At 68.6% G+C, this 18,701-nt stretch carries 15 protein-coding genes; 9 read left to right on the forward strand and 6 right to left on the reverse strand.

Annotated features, from left to right (window positions below):
* Nucleotides 1–101 precede the first annotated feature (101 nt).
* From ABD679_RS13915 to ABD679_RS13930, 4 genes are all read left to right on the forward strand, one after another.
* Nucleotides 102–2,399 carry a nitric-oxide reductase large subunit gene (locus ABD679_RS13915; RefSeq protein WP_344760605.1) on the forward strand — a complete coding sequence of 766 codons (2,298 nt, stop codon included), beginning with the start codon at nucleotides 102–104 and terminating at the stop codon, nucleotides 2,397–2,399.
* Between the two features lie 120 nt (nucleotides 2,400–2,519).
* On the forward strand, nucleotides 2,520–3,755 hold the full coding sequence (locus ABD679_RS13920) for an NnrS family protein (protein WP_344760606.1): 1,236 nt from the start codon (nucleotides 2,520–2,522) through the stop codon (nucleotides 3,753–3,755).
* A gap of 19 nt (nucleotides 3,756–3,774) precedes the next feature.
* Nucleotides 3,775–4,176, forward strand: coding sequence for a SirB2 family protein (locus ABD679_RS13925; protein ID WP_344760608.1), 402 nt, complete (start codon nucleotides 3,775–3,777; stop codon nucleotides 4,174–4,176).
* Nucleotides 4,176–5,300 carry a PLP-dependent cysteine synthase family protein gene (locus tag ABD679_RS13930; protein WP_344760609.1) on the forward strand — a complete coding sequence of 375 codons (1,125 nt, stop codon included), beginning with the start codon at nucleotides 4,176–4,178 and terminating at the stop codon, nucleotides 5,298–5,300. The genes ABD679_RS13925 and ABD679_RS13930 overlap by 1 nt, the downstream gene beginning before the upstream one ends.
* An 18-nt stretch (nucleotides 5,301–5,318) precedes the next feature.
* Here ABD679_RS13930 and fabB read toward each other — a convergent pair whose 3' ends face one another.
* From fabB to ABD679_RS13945, 3 genes are all read right to left on the reverse strand, one after another.
* Nucleotides 5,319–6,548: a beta-ketoacyl-ACP synthase I gene (gene fabB / locus ABD679_RS13935; protein ID WP_344760610.1), complete on the reverse strand. Its 1,230-nt coding sequence runs from the start codon at nucleotides 6,546–6,548 to the stop codon at nucleotides 5,319–5,321.
* Complete coding sequence (gene fabA / locus ABD679_RS13940; protein WP_344760611.1) at nucleotides 6,548–7,063, reverse strand: 3-hydroxyacyl-[acyl-carrier-protein] dehydratase FabA; 516 nt, start codon at nucleotides 7,061–7,063, stop codon at nucleotides 6,548–6,550. Before fabA ends, fabB begins: the two co-directional genes overlap by 1 nt.
* 99 nt (nucleotides 7,064–7,162) lie before the next feature.
* Nucleotides 7,163–7,312, reverse strand: a complete 150-nt coding sequence (locus ABD679_RS13945; RefSeq protein ID WP_344760612.1) for a hypothetical protein — start codon at nucleotides 7,310–7,312, stop codon at nucleotides 7,163–7,165.
* 357 nt (nucleotides 7,313–7,669) lie between these two features.
* On the opposite strand from ABD679_RS13945, the gene nirK reads away from it, so the two are divergent.
* The 5 genes from nirK to ABD679_RS13970 all read left to right on the forward strand — a co-directional run bounded on the left by nirK (nucleotide 7,670) and on the right by ABD679_RS13970 (nucleotide 12,992).
* Complete coding sequence (gene nirK / locus ABD679_RS13950; RefSeq protein ID WP_344760613.1) at nucleotides 7,670–9,181, forward strand: copper-containing nitrite reductase; 1,512 nt, start codon at nucleotides 7,670–7,672, stop codon at nucleotides 9,179–9,181.
* Nucleotides 9,182–9,191: 10 nt separating this feature from the next.
* The gene (locus ABD679_RS13955; RefSeq protein ID WP_344760614.1) at nucleotides 9,192–9,968 is read left to right on the forward strand and encodes a formylglycine-generating enzyme family protein; all 777 of its coding nucleotides are present in this window, start codon (nucleotides 9,192–9,194) and stop codon (nucleotides 9,966–9,968) included.
* Nucleotides 9,965–10,561 (forward strand): SCO family protein, encoded by a 597-nt coding sequence (locus tag ABD679_RS13960; RefSeq protein WP_344760615.1) that lies wholly within the window; start codon nucleotides 9,965–9,967, stop codon nucleotides 10,559–10,561. The genes ABD679_RS13955 and ABD679_RS13960 overlap by 4 nt, the downstream gene beginning before the upstream one ends.
* 131 nt (nucleotides 10,562–10,692) lie before the next feature.
* Entirely contained in the window at nucleotides 10,693–12,768 is a 2,076-nt protein-coding gene (locus tag ABD679_RS13965) for a carbon starvation CstA family protein (RefSeq protein WP_344760616.1), read from the forward strand.
* Nucleotides 12,768–12,992, forward strand: a complete 225-nt coding sequence (locus tag ABD679_RS13970) for a YbdD/YjiX family protein (protein WP_344760617.1) — start codon at nucleotides 12,768–12,770, stop codon at nucleotides 12,990–12,992. The genes ABD679_RS13965 and ABD679_RS13970 overlap by 1 nt, the downstream gene beginning before the upstream one ends.
* Nucleotides 12,993–13,105: 113 nt before the next feature.
* Here ABD679_RS13970 and ABD679_RS13975 read toward each other — a convergent pair whose 3' ends face one another.
* The 3 genes from ABD679_RS13975 to ABD679_RS13985 all read right to left on the reverse strand — a co-directional run bounded on the left by ABD679_RS13975 (nucleotide 13,106) and on the right by ABD679_RS13985 (nucleotide 18,665).
* Nucleotides 13,106–14,368, reverse strand: a complete 1,263-nt coding sequence (locus ABD679_RS13975) for a DUF819 family protein (protein WP_344760618.1) — start codon at nucleotides 14,366–14,368, stop codon at nucleotides 13,106–13,108.
* Nucleotides 14,369–14,476: 108 nt separating this feature from the next.
* Nucleotides 14,477–16,570 (reverse strand): prolyl oligopeptidase family serine peptidase, encoded by a 2,094-nt coding sequence (locus ABD679_RS13980; protein WP_344760619.1) that lies wholly within the window; start codon nucleotides 16,568–16,570, stop codon nucleotides 14,477–14,479.
* 139 nt (nucleotides 16,571–16,709) lie between these two features.
* Nucleotides 16,710–18,665: an OPT family oligopeptide transporter gene (locus ABD679_RS13985; protein WP_344760620.1), complete on the reverse strand. Its 1,956-nt coding sequence runs from the start codon at nucleotides 18,663–18,665 to the stop codon at nucleotides 16,710–16,712.
* Between the last annotated feature and the right edge of the window lie 36 nt (nucleotides 18,666–18,701).

Consider the following 18,701-nt stretch of genomic DNA (forward strand, 5'->3'; position numbering starts at 1 on the left):
ATGACAGAACTGCGCAATCGCCACGCGCCCGCTTGATTCAGGTCAACATGCCACCCCCGCGGACTGGTGAAGATGTGCCCACCTGTCCGGGAGAGCGCGTCATGGAACCGAAAAGCATCCAGATCACCAAACGGCTGTGGTGGGGCCTCGGCGCCCTGCTGGTGGTCAGCTTCGGCATCATGTTGTGGATCGGCAAGGACATCTACCAGACCGCGCCGCCGATGCCGCAACAGGTCGTGACGCAGGGCGGCCAGGTCGTCTACACCCGCGCCGACATCGAGACCGGCCGCCACGTCTGGCAGAGCATCGGCGGCCAGCAGAACGGCTCGATCTGGGGCCACGGCGCGCTGATCGCGCCGGACTGGTCGGCCGAGTGGCTGCACCGCGAGGTGATGGCGATGCTGGCGCTGCGCGCGCGTTCGGAGTACGGGCTGGCCTACGACGCGCTCGACGGCAGCGAGCAGGCCAAGCTGCAGGCCGAGATCAGGCCGGAAATCCGCCGCAACACCTACGACCCCGACACGGGTTCGATCGTCATTTCCGACGAGCGCGCGCAGGCGATCGCGCAGGTGGCCGCGCACTACATGAGCGTGTTCTCCAACGATCCGGTCACCGCCGACCTGCGCGAGGCCTATGCGCTGCGCGAGGACCCGGTGCCGGACATGGAGCACCGGCGGATGATGACGGGGTTTTTCTTCTGGGCGTCCTGGGCGACGGCGACCAACCGTCCGGGCGACGTGAAGTCGTACACCAACAACTTCCCGCACGAACCGCTGGTGGGCAACGTTCCCACCGCCAGCAGTTTCATGTGGTCGATGTTCTCGATCCTGTTCATGATCGCCGGCATCGCATTGCTGGCCTGGCACTACGCGGTCTACCACGGCAAGGAGAAGCCGCTGGTGCCGCCCGCGCAGGACCCGGCACGCGCGATCGTGGTGACGCCATCGATGCGCGCCACGGCCAAGTACTTCTGGCTGGTGATGGGCCTGTTCCTGGTGCAGATCCTGATGGGCGCGACCACCGCGCACTACCAGATCGAAGGCCAGGAGGCCTACGGCTTTGCGCTCGCCGAATACCTGCCGTATGCGGTGACCCGCAGCTGGCACACGCAGCTGGCGATCCTGTGGATCGCGACCGCCTGGCTGGCGACCGGCCTGTACCTGGGGCCGGCGATTTCCGGACATGAGCCGAAGTACCAGCGGCTCGGCGTCAACTTCCTCTTCATCAGCCTGATCGTGATCGTGGTTGGTGCGTTCGCCGGCCAGTGGTTCGCGGTGATGCAGAAGCTGGGCCTGGCCCACAACTTCTGGTTCGGCCACCAGGGCTGGGAATACACCGACATCGGCCGCTTCTGGCAGATCTACCTGTTCATCGGCCTGATGCTGTGGCTGTTCCTGGTCGGCCGCGCGCTGTGGCCGGCGATGCGCAGCAAGGCCAACGAGTCGCGGCATATCGCCGGGCTGCTGTTCCTGTCCACGGTGGCGATCGGCCTGCTGTACGCGGCCGGGCTGATGTGGCGGGAAGACACGCACATTTCGATCGTCACCTACTGGCGCTTCTGGATCGTGCACCTGTGGGTGGAAGGCTTCTTCGAAGTGTTCGCGGTCGCGGTGATCAGCTTCATCTTCGTCAAGCTGGGGCTGGTGCGCGGCCGCTCGGCGACGATCAACGTGCTGTTCGCCACCATCGTGTTCATGGCCGGCGGCGTGCTGGGCATGTTCCACCACCTGTACTTCGCCGGCGTCACCACCAGCGTGATCGCGCTGGGCGCGAGCATCTCCGCGCTGGAGGTGGTACCGCTGGCGCTGATCGGGCTGGAGGCGCACGAGACCTGGAAGAGCAGCCGCGCCACGCCATGGATGGCGCGCTACCGCTGGCCGATCATGTTCTTCCTCGCGGTCAGCTTCTGGAACCTGGTCGGCGCCGGCCTGCTGGGCTTTTTGATCAACACGCCGCTGGCGCTGTTCTACATGCAGGGCACCAACCTCACCGCCGCCCACGGCCACACCGCGCTGTTCGGCGTGTACGGGATGCTCGGCATCGGCCTGATGCTGTACTGCCTGCGCGGCCTGCGGCCCGACGTGGTGTGGAAGGAAGGCCTGCTGCGCGGCGGCTTCTGGACGATGAACATCGGCCTGGCGCTGATGGCGGTCCTGACCCTGCTGCCGATGGGCGTGCTGCAGCTGGAAGCGAACCTGGAACGTGGCTACTGGTACGCGCGCTCGGCGGAGTTCATGAACCGCCCGATCATCGATCTGCTGGTGTGGCTGCGGGTGCCGGGCGACACGATCTTCGCGGTCGGCGCGCTGCTGGTGGCGCTGTTCGTGGCCCGGCTGTGGATTGCGCCCGGGCGCGAGCGGCTGCCGGCGGCAGCAGCCGAAGCCGCGGGCGCCGAGTAGCGCGAGGCGAAGGCCAGGCCGGGCCGCGGCGAACGCCGCGGTCCGGACGGACCGGCGCCGCGCGGGCCACGCTGACCTGGATCAAGGCGACGCCGCCACACCCGGCGCACACTGCACGCCATGGACAAGCATTCCGCCACTTCCCCGCAGCACGTACTCTCGCCGGCGATGCTCGCCCGCGCACCGCACCGGCTGCTGTTCTTCATCGGCGCGGCCAACGTGCTGCTGGCGATGCTCTGGTGGGCGCTGTGGCTGGTCGACGCGCGCTGGCACGTGCCCGGCCTGCCGCAGCCGCAGGTGTACGGCGGCTGGATCCACGCGATCGTGATGCAGTACCAGGTGCTGGCGCCCTTCATGTTCGGCTTCCTGTTGACCGTGTTCCCGCGCTGGATGGGCCAGGACGAACTCACCCGCTGGCACTACGTTCCGGTGGGGCTGGGCCTGTTCGGCGGCCAGCTGCTGACCCTGGCCGGCGCGCTGGGGCCGGCGCACCTGCTGCACCTGGGCGCGGTGTTCACGCTGGTCGGCTGGGGCACGGGCCTGCTGTTCCTGTTGCGCCTGCTGTGGCGCGACGGCGGCAGGACCGGGCATGCGGTGTCGTGCGCGGGCGCGCTGTTGCTGGGCTTCGCCGGGCTGCTGGCCTATGCCGCGTACCTGCACGTGGAAGACGCGCGGCTGGTGTTCGCGGCGATCAAGATCGGCACCTTCGGGCTGCTGCTGCCGGTGTATTTCACGGTCGCGCACCGGATGTTCCCGTTCTTCGCCGGCAACGTGGTGAAGGGTTACCAGCCGTGGCGGCCGATGTGGGTGCTGGGCGCGTTCTGGCCGCTGGTGCTGGCCCACCTGGCGCTGGAGCTGGTGCACGCCTACCAGTGGCTGTGGCTGGCGGACGTGCCCTTGCTGGCGCTGGCCGGCACGTGGCTGTGGCGCAACTGGCCGCGCGGGCCGGCGCCGCTGCTGCTGCGGGTGCTGTTCTGGGGCTACGCGTGGCTGCCGGTGGCGCTGGCGCTGTATGTCGCGCAGAGCCTGGCGTACCTGCTGGACGGCGACTTCATCCTCGGCCGCGCGCCGGCGCACGCGCTGTTCATCGGCTTCTTCGGCAGCCTGCTGGTGGCGATGGTCACCCGCGTCACGCAGGGCCATTCCGGCCGGCCGCTGGTGTTCGGCGGCGTGGCGACGTTCGCCTTCGCAGTGATCCAGCTGGTGAGCGTGACCCGCATCGTGGCCGAACTGGTCCCGGACCAGATGGCCTGGCAGGCGGCGGCCGCGCTCGGCTGGCTGCTGGCGTTTGCGCCGTGGGCGCTGCGTTCGCTGCGGATCTACCTGGCGCCGCGCGCGGACGGCAAGCCTGGCTGACGGGAAGGAGCAGCAACGGATGATCGAGTTCTATCCCCAGATCCGCCACGTCCACATCGGGGCGGTGATCCTCAGCGGCAGCCTGTTCGCGCTGCGCGGCGCCTTCGCGCTGGCGGGCGCGCGCTGGCCGCATGCCGCGCCGGTGCGCTACCTGAGCTACACCATCGACACCACCCTGCTGACCGCGGCGCTGATGCTGGTGTCGATCCTGCCCGGCGCGCTGTTCGCCAACGGCTGGCTGGCGACCAAGCTGGTGCTGGTGGTGGTCTACGTGGTGCTGGGCGTGCTGGCGATGAAGCGTGGGCGCACGCGCGCGATCCGCACGGGCTGCTACGTCGCCGCGCTGCTGGTGTTCGCGACCATCTACGGCATCGCGCGCATGCACCATCCGCTGGGCTGGCTGTACCCGTGGCTGGGCTGATGGACGCGGCTGGCGCAACCGCCGTCGCCGGCGACGATCGCGGCTGGATCGCCGACGCCGTTGCCGCCCTGCGCCGAGAAGCCGCGCGCTCGGCCGACACCCACCTGCTGCACGCCACCTTCCCCGGCCTGCCGGGCATCGACTTCTACTTCAAGGACGAAGCCTCGCACCCCACCGGCAGCCTCAAGCACCGGCTGGCGCGGTCGCTGTTCCTGTATGCGCTGTGCAACGGCCGGCTGCGGCCGGGACAGGCGGTGGTGGATGCCTCTTCCGGCAGCACCGCGATTTCGGAAGCGTGGTTCGCACGGTTGCTGGGGCTGTCGTTCACCGCGGTGATGCCGGCGAACACGGCGCCGGCCAAGATCGAGGCGGTGCACGCATTGGGCGGGCACTGCGACCTGACTGGCGCGGATACGTGCCCGCAGGCACGTGCGAAGGAGATCGCCGCGCAGGGCGCCTGCTTCCTCGACCAGTTCGGACTGGCCGAACGCGCGACGGACTGGCGCGGCAACAACAACATCGCCGAATCGATCGTCGGCCAGCTGCGGCACGAACGCCATCCCGAACCGGCGTGGATCGTCTGCGGCGCCGGCACCGGCGGTACGTCGGCCACGATCGGCCGCTACCTGCGCTATCGCGGCCTGCACACGCGGCTGTGCGTGGCCGAACCGACGGGCATGGCATTCGCGCGCGCCTGGCGCACGCGCGACCACGCCGCGCACGCGACACATGCGACCTGCATCGAGGGCATCGGTCGGTCGCGGGCGGAGCCTGGCTTCCTGCCCGAGGTCGTCGACAAGGTGGTCGAGGTACCGGATGCCGCCTCGATTGCCGGCATGCTCCTGCTCGAAACACAGTTCGGACGCCGCTACGGCGGTTCGTCGGGGACGAACCTGGTCGCGTGCCTGGAGCTGGCGTCGCGCATGCATCGCAACGGCGAGCACGGCAGCATCGTCAGCCTGCTGTGCGACCGCGGCGAGCGTTACGACCGGACGCTGTTCGATCCCGGCTGGCGCGGGCGCAGCGGGATCGATCCGGCACCGTGGGGCCGCGAACTGCAGTCAATCATCGAAGGCGGCGCGGCGGGTACGCAGCGGCCGGCCCGGCTGGACGCCCTTCTGTAAAGCCGCCTGGTTCCCGCTTCAATCCAGCGCGCTGAATACCAGCGTGCCGTTGGTGCCGCCGAAGCCGAAGCTGTTGGACATCACCGTACGCAATGTCGCATCGGTGGTTTCTCGCAGCACCGGGAAGCCCTCCGCGCGCGGGTCGAGTTCGGCGATGTTCGCCGACCCGGCCATGAAGCCGCCCTGCAGCATCAGCAGGCAGTAGATCGCCTCGTGCACGCTGGCCGCGCCGAGCGAGTGGCCGGTCAGCGCCTTGGTCGACGACAGCGGTGGCACCTTGCCGCCGAAGGCCTCCCCCACGGCTTCCAGCTCGACGATGTCGCCCAGCGGCGTCGAGGTGCCGTGGGTGTTCACGTAGTCGATCGGCGCGTCGACGCCTTCCATCGCCATGCGCATGCAGCGCACCGCGCCCTCGCCCGAGGGGGCGACCATGTCGACGCCGTCGGAGGTCACGCCGTAGCCGACCAGCTCGGCGTGGATGCGCGCGCCGCGCGCCTTCGCGTGTTCGTATTCCTCCAGCACCAGCATGCCGCCGCCGCCGGCGATGACGAAGCCGTCGCGGCCGGTGTCGTACGGGCGCGAGGCGCTTTCCGGCGTGTCGTTGTGGTGCGTGGACAGCGCGCCCATCGCGTCGAACTGCGCGGTCATGCCCCAGTGCAGCTCCTCGCCGCCGCCGGCGAACATCACGTCCTTGGCGCCGTGGCGGATCATGTTCGCGGCCGCGCCGATGCAGTGTGCCGACGTCGCGCAGGCGGCGGAGATCGAATAGCTGATGCCACGAATGCCGAATGCGGTCGACAGCGCCGCCGACACCGTCGAGCCCATCGTGCGCGGCACCATGTACGGCCCGACCTTGCGCACGCCGCGGTTGCGCAGCAGGTCGCCGGTCTCGATCTGCCACTGCGGCGAGCCGCCGCCGGAGCCGGCGATCAGGCCGGTGCGCTCGTCGCGCACGTCTGCGTCGGACAGCCCGGCGTCGGCGATCGCATCGCGCATCGACACGTAGGCGTAGCCTGCCGCGTCGCCCATGAAGCGCTTGAGCTTGCGGTCGATCTGCTCGCCGAGGTCGATCTCCGGCGCACCCGCGACGTGGCTGCGCAGCTCGAGTTCGGCGTACTCGGGAATGAAGCGGATGCCGGATTCGAGCGCGCGCAGCGATGCCGCAACGCTGGCCTGGTCGTTGCCGATGCACGAGACGATGCCCATGCCGGTGACGACGACGCGGCGGTTGCCATCCGGACCGTTCATCAGAACCCCTCCGTGTTGCGGAACAGCCCGACGCGCAGGCCCTCCGCAACATAGATTTCCTTGCCGTCGACCAGCGTGCGGCCGTCGGCGATCACCAGCGCCAGCTTGCCGCGCATCACGCGGCGGATGTCGATCTCGTAGCTGACCAGCTTCGCGTCGGGCAGCACCTGGCCGCTGAACTTCACCTGCCCCACGCCGAGCGCGCGGCCGCGGCCGGGTTCGCCCAGCCACGGCAGGTAGAAGCCGGTGAGCTGCCACATCGCGTCCATGCCCAGGCAGCCGGGCATCACCGGGTCGCCCTCGAAGTGGCAGCCGAAAAACCACAGGTCCGGATGCACGTCCATCTCGGCGCGGATCAGGCCCTTGCCGAATGCGCCGCCTTCGCTGGCGATCTGCGTGATGCGGTCGAACATCAGCATCGGCGGCAGCGGCAGGCGCGCGTTGCCGGGACCGAACATTTCGCCGCGTCCGCAGGCGAGCAGCTGGTCGCGATCCAGCGAGGAGGGTCTCGTCATCGATTCGAATCCGGTCGTGGAGAAAGGGGTCAATTATGGCAGCCGCGCGCGAATCCCTCGACGCCGCGTGCCCGGATTCGACCATACGACCCGGTAGGTTCAGTCGGCGTCGGCGCCCTGCGCTTCCCGCGCGCCCTCGCCTGCTGCATGTCCGGGCACGCAGCCGTCGAGACCGGCGGCGTCCAGGCACTCGACCACCATGCCCGGCGGCTGCAGTGCGAAATCCACCCACTCGAATGCTTCGCCCATGGCCCGTTCCGCACTTGGATCCGATGACGGTCATTGAAGCGCCCGGGCGCTGCGTGGCGCATTGATCCGGATCAAGCGCATCCGGCGCGCGCCGCGCACAATCGCCTGGCACCCGCTGTCGGCGGCTTGACGCAGGTCATGGGGAATCCGCCGGTGCAGGCACACCATACGCACATGAATGGTGAGCCGGTGCGGCACACCACCCGCCACGCGGCATCGACGACGCAACGGGGAGCGAATTCATGCACCTGCCACCCCTTCCGCGTACAGCGCTCGGCACATCCGGCGCGCGCAACGACCACGCCATCACTTTCGTCATGACACGTTAAGCCCCCGACGGGGAAAGGGACACAGACCATGAAACGCTTCATCGCCTGTATTGCCATCGCAACCCTCCTGGCGGCCGCCGGCTGCAAGCAGGGCGATACTCCCGCCCCGGCCGCCAAGCCGGGCGCGGCCTACGATTCCGGCGGCTCGCTCAAGGGCGACTTCGGTCCGCCGCAGGGCAAGCCGATCGAGGCAGTCCTGACATCGCCGCCACACGTGCCGCCGCCGACCGGCCGCGACTACCCGGCGAAGGTGGTCGTGGAGCTGGATGTGGTCGAAAAGGAGATGGAGATCTCCGAAGGCACCACCTACACCTTCTGGACCTTCGGCGGCACGGTGCCCGGCAGCTTCATCCGCGTGCGCCAGGGCGACACGGTGGTCTTCCACCTGCGCAACATGCCCGACAGCAAGATGCCCCATAACATCGACCTGCACGGCGTCACCGGTCCCGGCGGCGGTGCGTCGTCGAGCTTCACCGCGCCCGGCCACGTCACCCGCTTCACGTTCAAGGCGCTCAACGCCGGCCTGTTCGTGTACCACTGCGCCACGGCGCCGGTGGGCATGCACATCGCCAACGGCATGTACGGCCTGATCCTGGTCGAGCCGCCGGAGGGCATGCCGCCGGTCGACCGCGAGTACTACGTGATGCAGGGCGACTTCTACACCACGGGCAAGTACCGCGAGAAGGGCCACCAGGGCTTCGACATGCAGAAGGGCATCGACGAAAACCCGACCTACGTCGTGTTCAACGGCGCCGAGGGTTCGCTGACCGGCGACAACGCGCTGACCGCCAACACCGGCGAGAACGTGCGCCTGTACGTGGGCAACGGCGGACCCAACCTGGTGTCGAGCTTCCACGTGATCGGCGAGATCTTCGACAAGGTCTGGTTCGAGGGCGGCACGCGCTACAACGAGAACGTGCAGACCACGCTGATCCCGTCCGGCGGCGCGGCGATCATGGACTTCCACGTCGAGGTCCCCGGCAGCTACGTGCTGGTCGACCACTCGATCTTCCGCGCGTTCAACAAGGGCGCGCTGGCGATCCTCAAGGCCGACGGCGCCGAACGCCCCGACATCTATTCCGGCAAGGAAGTCGACGCGATGTACATCGGCGACCAGGCCAACGCCAACCTCGCCGCGGTCGGCGCCGCGGTCAAGGCGGAAAAGGCCGGCGAGCTGACGGTCGACGACCAGATCGAGGCCGGCAAGGCGCTGTTCGCCGGCACCTGCTCCACCTGCCACCAGGCGAGCGGCGAAGGCATGCCGGGGGTGTTCCCGCCGCTGGCGAACTCGGATTACATCGCCGCCGATCCCGCGCACGTGCCGCAGGTGATCCTGCATGGCCTGCAGGGCCCGATCAAGGTCAACGGCAAGGACTACGACTCGATCATGCCGCCGATGAGCCAGCTCACCGACGACGAGGTGGCCAACATCGCCACCTACGTGCTCAACAGCTGGGGCAACCCGGGCGGACAGGTCACCAAGGAGCAGGCCGCCGAGATCCGCAAGGTCAAGCCGGCCAATGCGTCGGAAGGCCACTAGGGCGAACGCCATGCGCCTCGCCGTCGCCCTGCCCTGCCTGCTCGCCGTCGCCGCCACGGCCGCCCTCGCGGCCGGCGGCGCGGCATGGGTGCGGCTGCCGGGCGGCGACTTCCGCTCGGCGCTGAAGTACGAGGACGCGCGCAAAGTACGGATCGCACCGTTCGAACTGCAGCAGCGGCCGGTGACGAACGCCGAGTTCCTGGCCTTCGTGCAGGCGCATCCGCAGTGGCGGCGCGACAACGTCGCCTCGGTGCTGGCCGAACCGCGCTACCTCTCGCACTGGGCCAGTCCCGACGTGCTCGGCGACAAGGCCCTGCCGCAGCAGCCGGTGGTGCAGGTGAGCTGGTTCGCGGCATCCGCCTACTGCGAGGCGCAGGGCGCGCGGCTGCCGACCTGGTCGGAGTGGGAATACGCCGCGGCCGCCGACGAAACCCGCCGCGACGCGCGCAGCGACCCGGCCTGGCGCGAACGTATCCTGGCCTGGTACTCGACGCCGTCCAACAAGGCCCTGCCGCGCGCCGGCCTGCAGACGCCCAACGCCTGGGGCGTGCAGGACCTGCACGGGCTGGTGTGGGAATGGACGGACGACTTCTCGTCGCTGCTGGTCTCGGGCGACAACCGCATGCAGGGCGACGCCGACAAGTTCAAGTTCTGCGGCGCGGGTGCGCTGTCGATGGACGACCGCGAAAACTACGCGGTGCTGATGCGGGTGGCGATGCTGTCCTCGCTGGACGCCGTCGACACCACCGCCAATCTCGGTTTCCGCTGTGCGAGGGACGTGAAATGAAGGCTTCCAGCAAGTTCGCCGCCTGCCTGTCGCTGGCGCTGCTGCTGCTCGCGGCCGCGGCCGCCGCGGTCGCGGCACCGAAGCAGGCGCCGCTGCCGCGCGATTCGGTCTACCAGCTGCCGGCCACGCTGACCGACCAGGCCGGCGAAACCCGGGACTGGCGCAGCAAGCGCGGTACGCCGCAGCTGGTGGCGATGTTCTACACCTCCTGCCAGTTCATCTGCCCGCTGATCATCGACAGCGGCAAGGCGGTCGAACACGCCCTGCCCGCCGACCAGCGCGCCAGGCTGGGCATCCTGCTGATCAGCATGGACCCCGCGCGCGACGACCCTACGGCGCTGATGTCGGTGGCGCGCAAGCGCAAGCTCGACGCCGCGCACTGGTCGCTGGCCAGTCCCGAACCCGACCAGGTCCGCGCCGTCGCCGGCGTGCTTGGCGTGCGCTACCGGCAGCTGGCCGACGGCGAGTTCAACCACACCAGCGTGCTGGTGCTGCTCGACGCCGAAGGCCGCATCGTGGCGCGCAGCGAGCAGATCGGCAGCCAGGTCGATCCGGAGTTCGTCGCCGAGGTCCGGCGCGTGCTGGCCGACTGATCCGCTGCAAGAGTGTGTCGCCACCATCTACGACCAATGTCGTAGGCCCTTTTTGCATCGCGGCATCGTTTTCGCATTGACCGTCCGCAGCGCAAGCGCGACCCTGCCGGTACCGGACGGAGGGCGAACGCATGAACGGTCTCGTGAAGAAGCTGGCCTGGGCTGCGCTGGCGATCCTTGGGGCGTTCTGCCTCGCCACCATCGCGCTGCGGCGCGGCGAGACGATCAACGCGCTGTGGATCGTGGCAGCTGCCGTTTCGATCTACCTGGTGGCCTACCGCTTCTACGCGAAGTTCATCGCCGACAAGGTGATGGGGCTCGACCCCACCCGCGCCACGCCCGCAGTGCTCAACAACGACGGCCTGGATTTCGTGCCCACCAACCGGCACGTGCTGTTCGGCCACCACTTCGCCGCGATCGCAGGCGCCGGCCCGCTCGTCGGCCCTGTACTGGCCGCGCAGATGGGCTACCTGCCCGGCACGCTGTGGCTGATCGCGGGCGTGGTGCTCGCCGGCGCGGTGCAGGACTTCATGGTGCTGGTGATCTCCAGCCGCCGCGACGCACGTTCGCTCGGCGACCTGGTGCGCGAGGAAATGGGCCAGGCGCCCGGCACGATCGCGCTGTTCGGCGCGTTCCTGATCATGATCATCATCCTCGCGGTGCTGGCGATGATCGTGGTGAAGGCGCTGCAGGGCAGCCCCTGGGGCATGTTCACGGTGATCGCGACGATCCCGATCGCGCTGCTGATGGGCGTGTACATGCGCTACATCCGGCCGGGGAAGATCGGCGAGATTTCCCTCGTCGGGCTGGTGCTGCTGCTGGCGGCGATCTGGTTCGGCGGGCGCGTGGCGGCCGATCCCGAATGGGCGGCGACGTTCACCTTCAGCGGCACCCAGATCACCTGGATGCTGATCGGCTACGGCTTCATCGCCGCGGTGCTGCCGGTGTGGCTGCTGCTGGCGCCGCGCGACTACCTGTCCACCTTCCTCAAGGTCGGCACCATCCTCGCGCTGGCGATCGGCATCGTGATCGTGATGCCGGACCTGCGCATGCCGGCGCTGACCCAGTTCACCGACGGCACCGGCCCGGTGTGGAAGGGCGACATGTTCCCGTTCCTGTTCATCACCATCGCCTGCGGCGCGGTGTCGGGCTTCCACGCGCTGATCGCCTCGGGCACCACGCCCAAGCTGCTGGCCAACGAGCGTGACGCGCGCTACATCGGCTACGGCGGCATGCTGATGGAATCGTTCGTGGCGATCATGGCGATGGTCGCGGCGTCGATCATCGACCCGGGCGTGTATTTCGCGATGAACAGCCCGGCGGCCATCGTCGGCACCGACGCGGCGACGGTCGCCCAGACCGTGTCGAGCTGGGGCTTCGTCGTCTCGCCCGACGTGCTGGTCGCAACCGCGAAGGAGATCGGCGAACCCAGCATCCTCTCGCGCGCCGGCGGCGCGCCGACACTGGCCGTCGGTATCGCCCAGATCCTGCACAGCGTGATGCCCAGCGCCGACATGATGGCGTTCTGGTACCACTTCGCGATCCTGTTCGAGGCGCTGTTCATCCTCACCGCGGTCGACGCTGGCACGCGCGCCGGCCGCTTCATGCTGCAGGACCTGCTCGGCAACTTCGTGCCGGTGATGCGCAGGACCGAATCGTGGGGCCCGAACCTGATCGCCACCGGCGGCTGCGTGGCGCTGTGGGGCTACTTCCTCTACCAGGGCGTGACCGATCCGCTGGGTGGCATCAACATGCTGTGGCCGCTGTTCGGCATCGCCAACCAGATGCTCGCCGGCATCGCGCTGCTGCTGTGCACGGTGGTGCTGTTCAAGATGAAGAAGGAGCGCTACGCGTGGGTATCGATCGTGCCGACGGTGTGGCTGCTGATCTGCACGGTGTCCGCCGGCTGGATCAAGATCTTCGACTCCGATCCCGGGGTGGGCTTCCTGGCCCAGGCCAACAAGTACCGCGCCGCGATCAACGCCGGCGAACTGATCGCGCCGTCGAAGGACATGGGAGGCATGCACCAGGTGATGTTCAACAACTACGTCAATGCCGGGCTCACCGCGCTGTTCCTGTTCGTGGTGCTGGCGGTGCTGGTGTACTCGGTCGCCGCGATCCGCCGCGCCCGCGCCAGCGACGCGCGCACCGACCGCGAACAGCCCTACGTCGCGCTGACGCCCGAGCAGCAGGCGTCGCAACCCTGATGGGTACCGCGCTGGTCCCGCTGGACTACCACCAGGCGCACAAGCGCGTCTGGCGGCGGCTGGTGCAGACCGCGCGGCTGTGCTGCGGCGTGCCGGACTACGACAACTACGTCCGGCACGTGCTCGAAAAGCACCCGGACCGGGAACCGATGGACTACCCCACGTTCTTCCGCGAACGCCAGCAGGCGCGTTTCGGCGGCAAGGGCGGATTCCGCTGCTGCTGACCGGCCATCGCCCGCTGCACTTGCAGGAGCGGCTTCAGCCGCGAGCTTTTCCCCCGATCACCAAGGATCAAGAGCTCGCGGCTGAAGCCGCTCCTGCACATGGTTGCGCGGCGCTACGCCCCCGCCATCGACTTGAGGATCAGGCCGAGCGCGTACGCCAGCCCGGTCCCGGTCGCATACCCCAGCGTGCCCAGCAGTGCGCCCACGGGCGCCAGCGAGGGGTGGAACACCGCCGCCACCACCGGCGCCGAGGCGGGGCCGCCGATGTTGCTCTGCGAGCCGATCGCGAAATAGAAGAACGGCACCCGCAACAGCCTGCCGGCCACCCACAGCAGGCCGATGTGGATCAGGATCCACACCACGCCGAGCAGGAACAGCTCCGGTCGCTGCAGCAGCGCCATGATGTCCATCTGCATGCCGATGCAGGCGATCAGGAAGTACAGCAGCAACGTGCCGATCTTCGATGCGCCGGCGCCGTCGAGCGTGCGTGCACGGGTAAAGCTCAGCAGCAGGCCGATCAGGGTCGACAGCGCCACCACCCAGACAAAGGGTTCGTGCATGCTCACCGCCCTCGCCCACGAGACGTTGGCGCCGAACCAGTTCGCCAGCGGCGTCGCCAGCGCGTGCGCCAGGCCCACCGCGCCGAAGGCGATGCCGACGATCATCATCAGGTCGCCGAGGCTGGCGATGCGCGCGTGCTGGGCCTGGAAGCTGGCCATGCGCTCCCTGAGGTCGTCCAGTGCGCGCGTGTCGGCGCCGCTGCGCTTGTCGATGTCCTGCGCGCGGCCGGCAAGAAAGATCAGCACTGCCATCCACACGTAGCCCACGCCCACGTCCACCACCGCGAACTGGCCGAAGGTGGTGGCATCGACCTCGAAGATCTCCTTCATCGCCAGCATGTTGGCGCCGCCGCCGATCCAGCTGCCGGCCAGCGCGGTCATCCCGCCCCAGGTGTCGCCGGCCACCGTGGCCGGATGCACCGCGGCGAACAGCGCGAACGCCGCGATCGCGCCGATCATCACGCTGATCGACGAGGCCGCGTACATCGCCAGCAGCTTCCAGCCGAGCCGGAGGATGCCCTTGATGTCGATGGTCAGCGTGAGCAGCACCAGCGCCGCCGGCAGCAGCACGCGGCTGGCAACCGGGTTGTAGAGGCTGTTGTTGGCGCCGTCGATCAGCCCGACCGTGTTGTAGATGCCGGGGATGAAGTAGCACAGCAGCAACGCCGGCACGTAGGTGTAGAAGCGCTTCCAGAAGCCGGCCGGGCGCGACTCGGTCCAGAAGATCAGCGCCAGCGTGGCGGCGATGACGCCGAGGATGACGATGTCGTTGGTGATCAGGGGGCCACCCGCGGTCGCGGCTGCGTCTGGATTCATCGGATCGTCTTCCGCCTGTGTCTCGTGCAGGGCATCCGCGCCGGGAACCGGCGCGGGCGACGGGACGAAGCACGTCCCGGGTCGGGCGTCATCATTCGGGCATCACCATTACTGCCCAAGGTGCTGCTTCAGCCAGCCGTTGACCGTCTCGTGCCAGAGGATGCTGTTGTCCGGCTTGAGCACCCAGTGGTTCTCGTCCGGGAAGTACAGGAACTTCGACTCGATGCCCTGGCGCTGCAGCGCGGTGAACGCGGCGATGCCCTGCGAGACCGGGATGCGGTAGTCGAGCTGGCTGTGGACGACCAGCATCGGCACGCGCCAGTCCTTGACGTGGTTGACCGGATTGAACCGCTCGTAGCCTTCCGGATTGTCGTAGGGCGTGCCCCCGTTCTCCCATTCGCTGAACCACAGCTCCTCGGTGGCGTAACCCATGATGCGGTTGTCGAACACGCCGTCATGGTCGACCAGGCACTTCCACGCGCCGGACTTCGGCGTATGCCAGTTGCCCGCGATCCAGTACACCATGTAGCCGCCATAGCTCGCGCCCAGCGCGCAGGCGTTGGCGCCGTCGAGGTAGTCGTATTGCTGCTGCGCCGCGGCCCAGCCCTTCTGCAGGTCCTCCAGTGGGCGGTCGCCCCAGTGCTGGCTGATCGCGTCGGTGAATTCCTGGCCGTAACCGGTGGAGCCGTGGAAGTCGATCATCACCACCGCGTAGCCCTGGCCTGCGTAGGTCTGCGGATTCCAGCGGTAGCTCCAGCCGTTGCCGAAGCTGCCCTGCGGGCCGCCGTGGATCAGGAACGCGACCGGGTACTTCTTGCCTTCCTCGTAGTTCCACGGCTTGACCACGTAGCCGTACACGGTGTCGTTGTTCCAGCCCTTGAAGCTGAACTGCTCGAAGTCGGCGAACGTCGCCTCCGGCACCATCTCGCCGGCGCTGGGCGTGATCGCGCGCAGCTGCGCGGCGTCGAGGCCGGTGGTGAACAGTTGGTCGCCGGTCTTCATGCTGTTGCGCGAGAAGGCGAGCGTGGGGCCGGCGATCTCGAACGAGGAGATCGTGCCGTCGCCAACCACCTTCTTCGCCTCGCCCGTGGCCATGTCGATCGCGAACAGCGGGTGCTCGCCCACGTCCTGCGCGGTGGTGTAGAGCGTGTTGCCGTCCTCGGACACGACGATGGCGTCGGCTGAGCGATCCCAATCGGGCGCGATCTCGCGGGTGTCGCCGCTGGCCAGGTCCATCGCCATCAGCGCGAAGCGGTCGGCCTCGAAGCCGGGGCGCTTCATCGCCCGGTAGTACAGCGTCTTGCCGTCATTGCCGAACACCGGGCCGGTGTCCCAGGCCTTGTTGGCCTCGGTGAGGTTCTTCGCGGCGCCGCGGCCGTCGGCGCTGACCTGGTAGAGGTCGAAGTTGGTCGACCACGGCTCGCTGCCATCGGACTTGCGCGCGCTGAGCACCAGCGACTGGCCGTCGGGCGCCCAGGCGTACTCGCCACTGTCGCCGAACGGCTTGGACGGCACGTCGCCGATCACGTCGGCGCCGACCAGCGTCGCACTGGCGACGGCCTTCGCCTTCGCCGCCGGGAGCTCGGCGACGAACACGCGGTTGAGGCGGCCGTCGTTCCAGGTGTCCCAGTGGCGGATGAACATGCGGTCGAAGACCTTGCCGCTGGACTTGTCCTTCTCCGCGGCATCCAGCTTGTCCTTCGTGCACGCGAGCACGCCCTGCCCCGCATCGGGTTTGCAGTCCGGGAACGCACCGGCGCTGAAGGCCACCTGCGAGCCGTCGGGCGAAAGCTTGAACGACTCGACGTCGACCGGGAACGCGGTCAGCTGCACCGGCGTGCCGCCGCCGGCCGGCATCGAGTACAGCTGCGACGAATCGCCCTTCGCGCTGAGGAAGTACACCGTGGCGCCATCGGGCGAGAACGCCGGCGTGTTGACGTTCCAGCCTTCCGGCGTCAGCCGCTTTGGCGGCGCCGCATCGCGCGCGAACAGGTCCTCGATCCACAGCGAGGTGCTGGCCTTGCCGCTCTTGTCGTCGAGCACGCGCTTGGCGAACACCAGCTGGCGGCCGTCGGGCGACAGCGTGGGCGACGAGTAGCGGTCGAGCTTGACCATGTCGTGCACGTCGAAGCCGCGGGTGGCGGCCAGCGCCGGCATGGCGATCAGCAGGGCGAGGGGCAGGACGAGATGGCGGGATTTCATGGCGGCTCCTGGAATACGGGTGCAGCAGTGGTTTTCTCCTTCCCTTTCAGGGGAAGGCGGGGATGGGGACGGTTGCCGCGAGTGTTGGCGAAACCCATCCCCACCCAACCCTCCCCCTGAAGGGAAGGGCTGAAAGCGATCACATCGGACCGGGTTCGGCGTCGCCCAGCACCTTGGACCTGGTGCCGCTGCGGTACAGCAGCCAGCCGACCACGACCAGCACCGCGAGGCCGACGACCTGGCCAAACTGGAACTGCTCCGGCAGCGCCAGCACGTCGGCACGTTCGCTGACCACGATCGGAATCGCGATGGCGATGCCCATCAGCGCCTCGCCGGTGATCAGGCCGGCGGAGAACAGGGTGCCCGGGCGGTGGATGCGGTCGCGCATGTCCTCGTCGCCGGCCTTCAGCCCCTTGCGGCGCTCGACGAAGTACGACAGCAGTCCGCCGAGGAAGATCGGCACCATCAGTTCCAGCGGCAGGTAGATGCCGATCGCCGCGGCCAGCACCGGCACGCGGAAGCTGGAACTGCGCGCCTTGAGCCATTCGTCGAAGGCGATGATCGCCGCGCCGATGGCGGCGCCGATGGCGATCATCGTCCACGGCAGCTCGCCGCCAAACATGCCGTTGGCCACCGAGGCCATCAGCGTGGCCTGCGGCGCCGCCAGCGAATTGGGATGCTCGGGCGTGGGCGCGCCGATGCCGTAGGCGTGGGCCAGCAGGTTCAGCACCGGCGCCATGATCAGCGCGCAGGAAAACGCGCCGATGGCCAGCATCAGCTGCTGCTTCCACGGCGTGGCACCGACGATGTAGCCGGCCTTGAGGTCCTGCAGGTTGTCGCCGCCGACCGCGGCCGCGCAGCACACCACCGCGCCGATCATGATCGCGGCGACCGCGCCGATCGGCGAGTCGCGCCCGAGCAGCAGCACCAGCACCACCGAGGCGAACAGGATGGTGGCGATGGTGATGCCGGACACGGGGTTGTTCGACGATCCCACCAGGCCGGCCAGGTACGCCGACACCGACACGAACAGGAAGCCGGCGACGATCATGATGATCGTCATCGGCACGCTCACCATCCACTGGCCGACGATGGCGTGGTAAAGCAGGCCCAGCGGGACCACGAAGGCGACCAGCGCGATCAGCATCCACTTCATCGGCAGGTCGCGCTCGGTCTCGGCGACCACCTTGCCGGCGCCCTTGCGCGCGGCGGCAAAGCCGCTCTTGATCCCTGACACCAGCGACTTGCGCAGCGAGAACAGCGTCCACACGCCGCCGATCAGCATCGTGCCCACGCCGAGGTAGCGGATCTTGGCCGACCAGATCGCACCGGCGATCTCTTCGGCGCCGGCACCGGCCACCGACGCGGCCAGCGCGGGATCGGTGCCCATGAAGAAGGCGTGGTAGATCGGGATGGCGATGTTGAACGACAGGATGCTGCCCGACACCACCACGATGCCGACGTTGAGGCCGACGATGTAGCCCACGCCCAGCAGCGCCGGCGACAGGCCGGTGCCCATGTAGCCCAGGTACTTGCCGATGAAGCCGCTGCCGATCGCGCTGTCGGGGATCATGCGCAGGCCGCTGGCCGCGGCCAGCTTGACCACCGCGCCGATCACGCCCGACAGCGCCAGGATCTTCAGGCCGGGCCCCGGGTTGTCGCCGGCCTTGAGCACCTCGGCCGCGGCCTTGCCCTCGGGGAACGGCAGCGGGTCCTCGACGATCATCGTGCGCCGCAGCGGCACCGAGAACAGCACGCCGAGCAGGCCACCGAGGCCGGCGATCGCCAGCACCCAGGAATAGCGGAAGTCGTCCCAGTAGCCGAGGATGATCAGCGCCGGGATGGTGAAGATCACGCCGGCGGCGATCGAGGAGCCGGCCGAGGCGCCGGTCTGGACGATGTTGTTCTCGAGGATCGTGCCGCCGCCCAGCAACCGCAGCACGCCCATCGAGACAACGGCGGCTGGGATGGCGGTGGCGATGGTCAGGCCGGCGAACAGCCCGAGGTAGGCGTTGGCCGCGGCCAGGATCATCGCCAGGATGACCGCCAGCAGCACGGCCCGGAAGGTCAATTGCCGCGTCGCCGGCTTGTTCATCTACAACCCCTGTCCACGAAAGCCCAACAAGCTAAT

The sequence above is a fragment of the Luteimonas lutimaris genome (genome assembly GCF_039537065.1).
In the GTDB taxonomy this organism is placed as follows: Bacteria; Pseudomonadota; Gammaproteobacteria; order Xanthomonadales; family Xanthomonadaceae; genus Luteimonas; species Luteimonas lutimaris.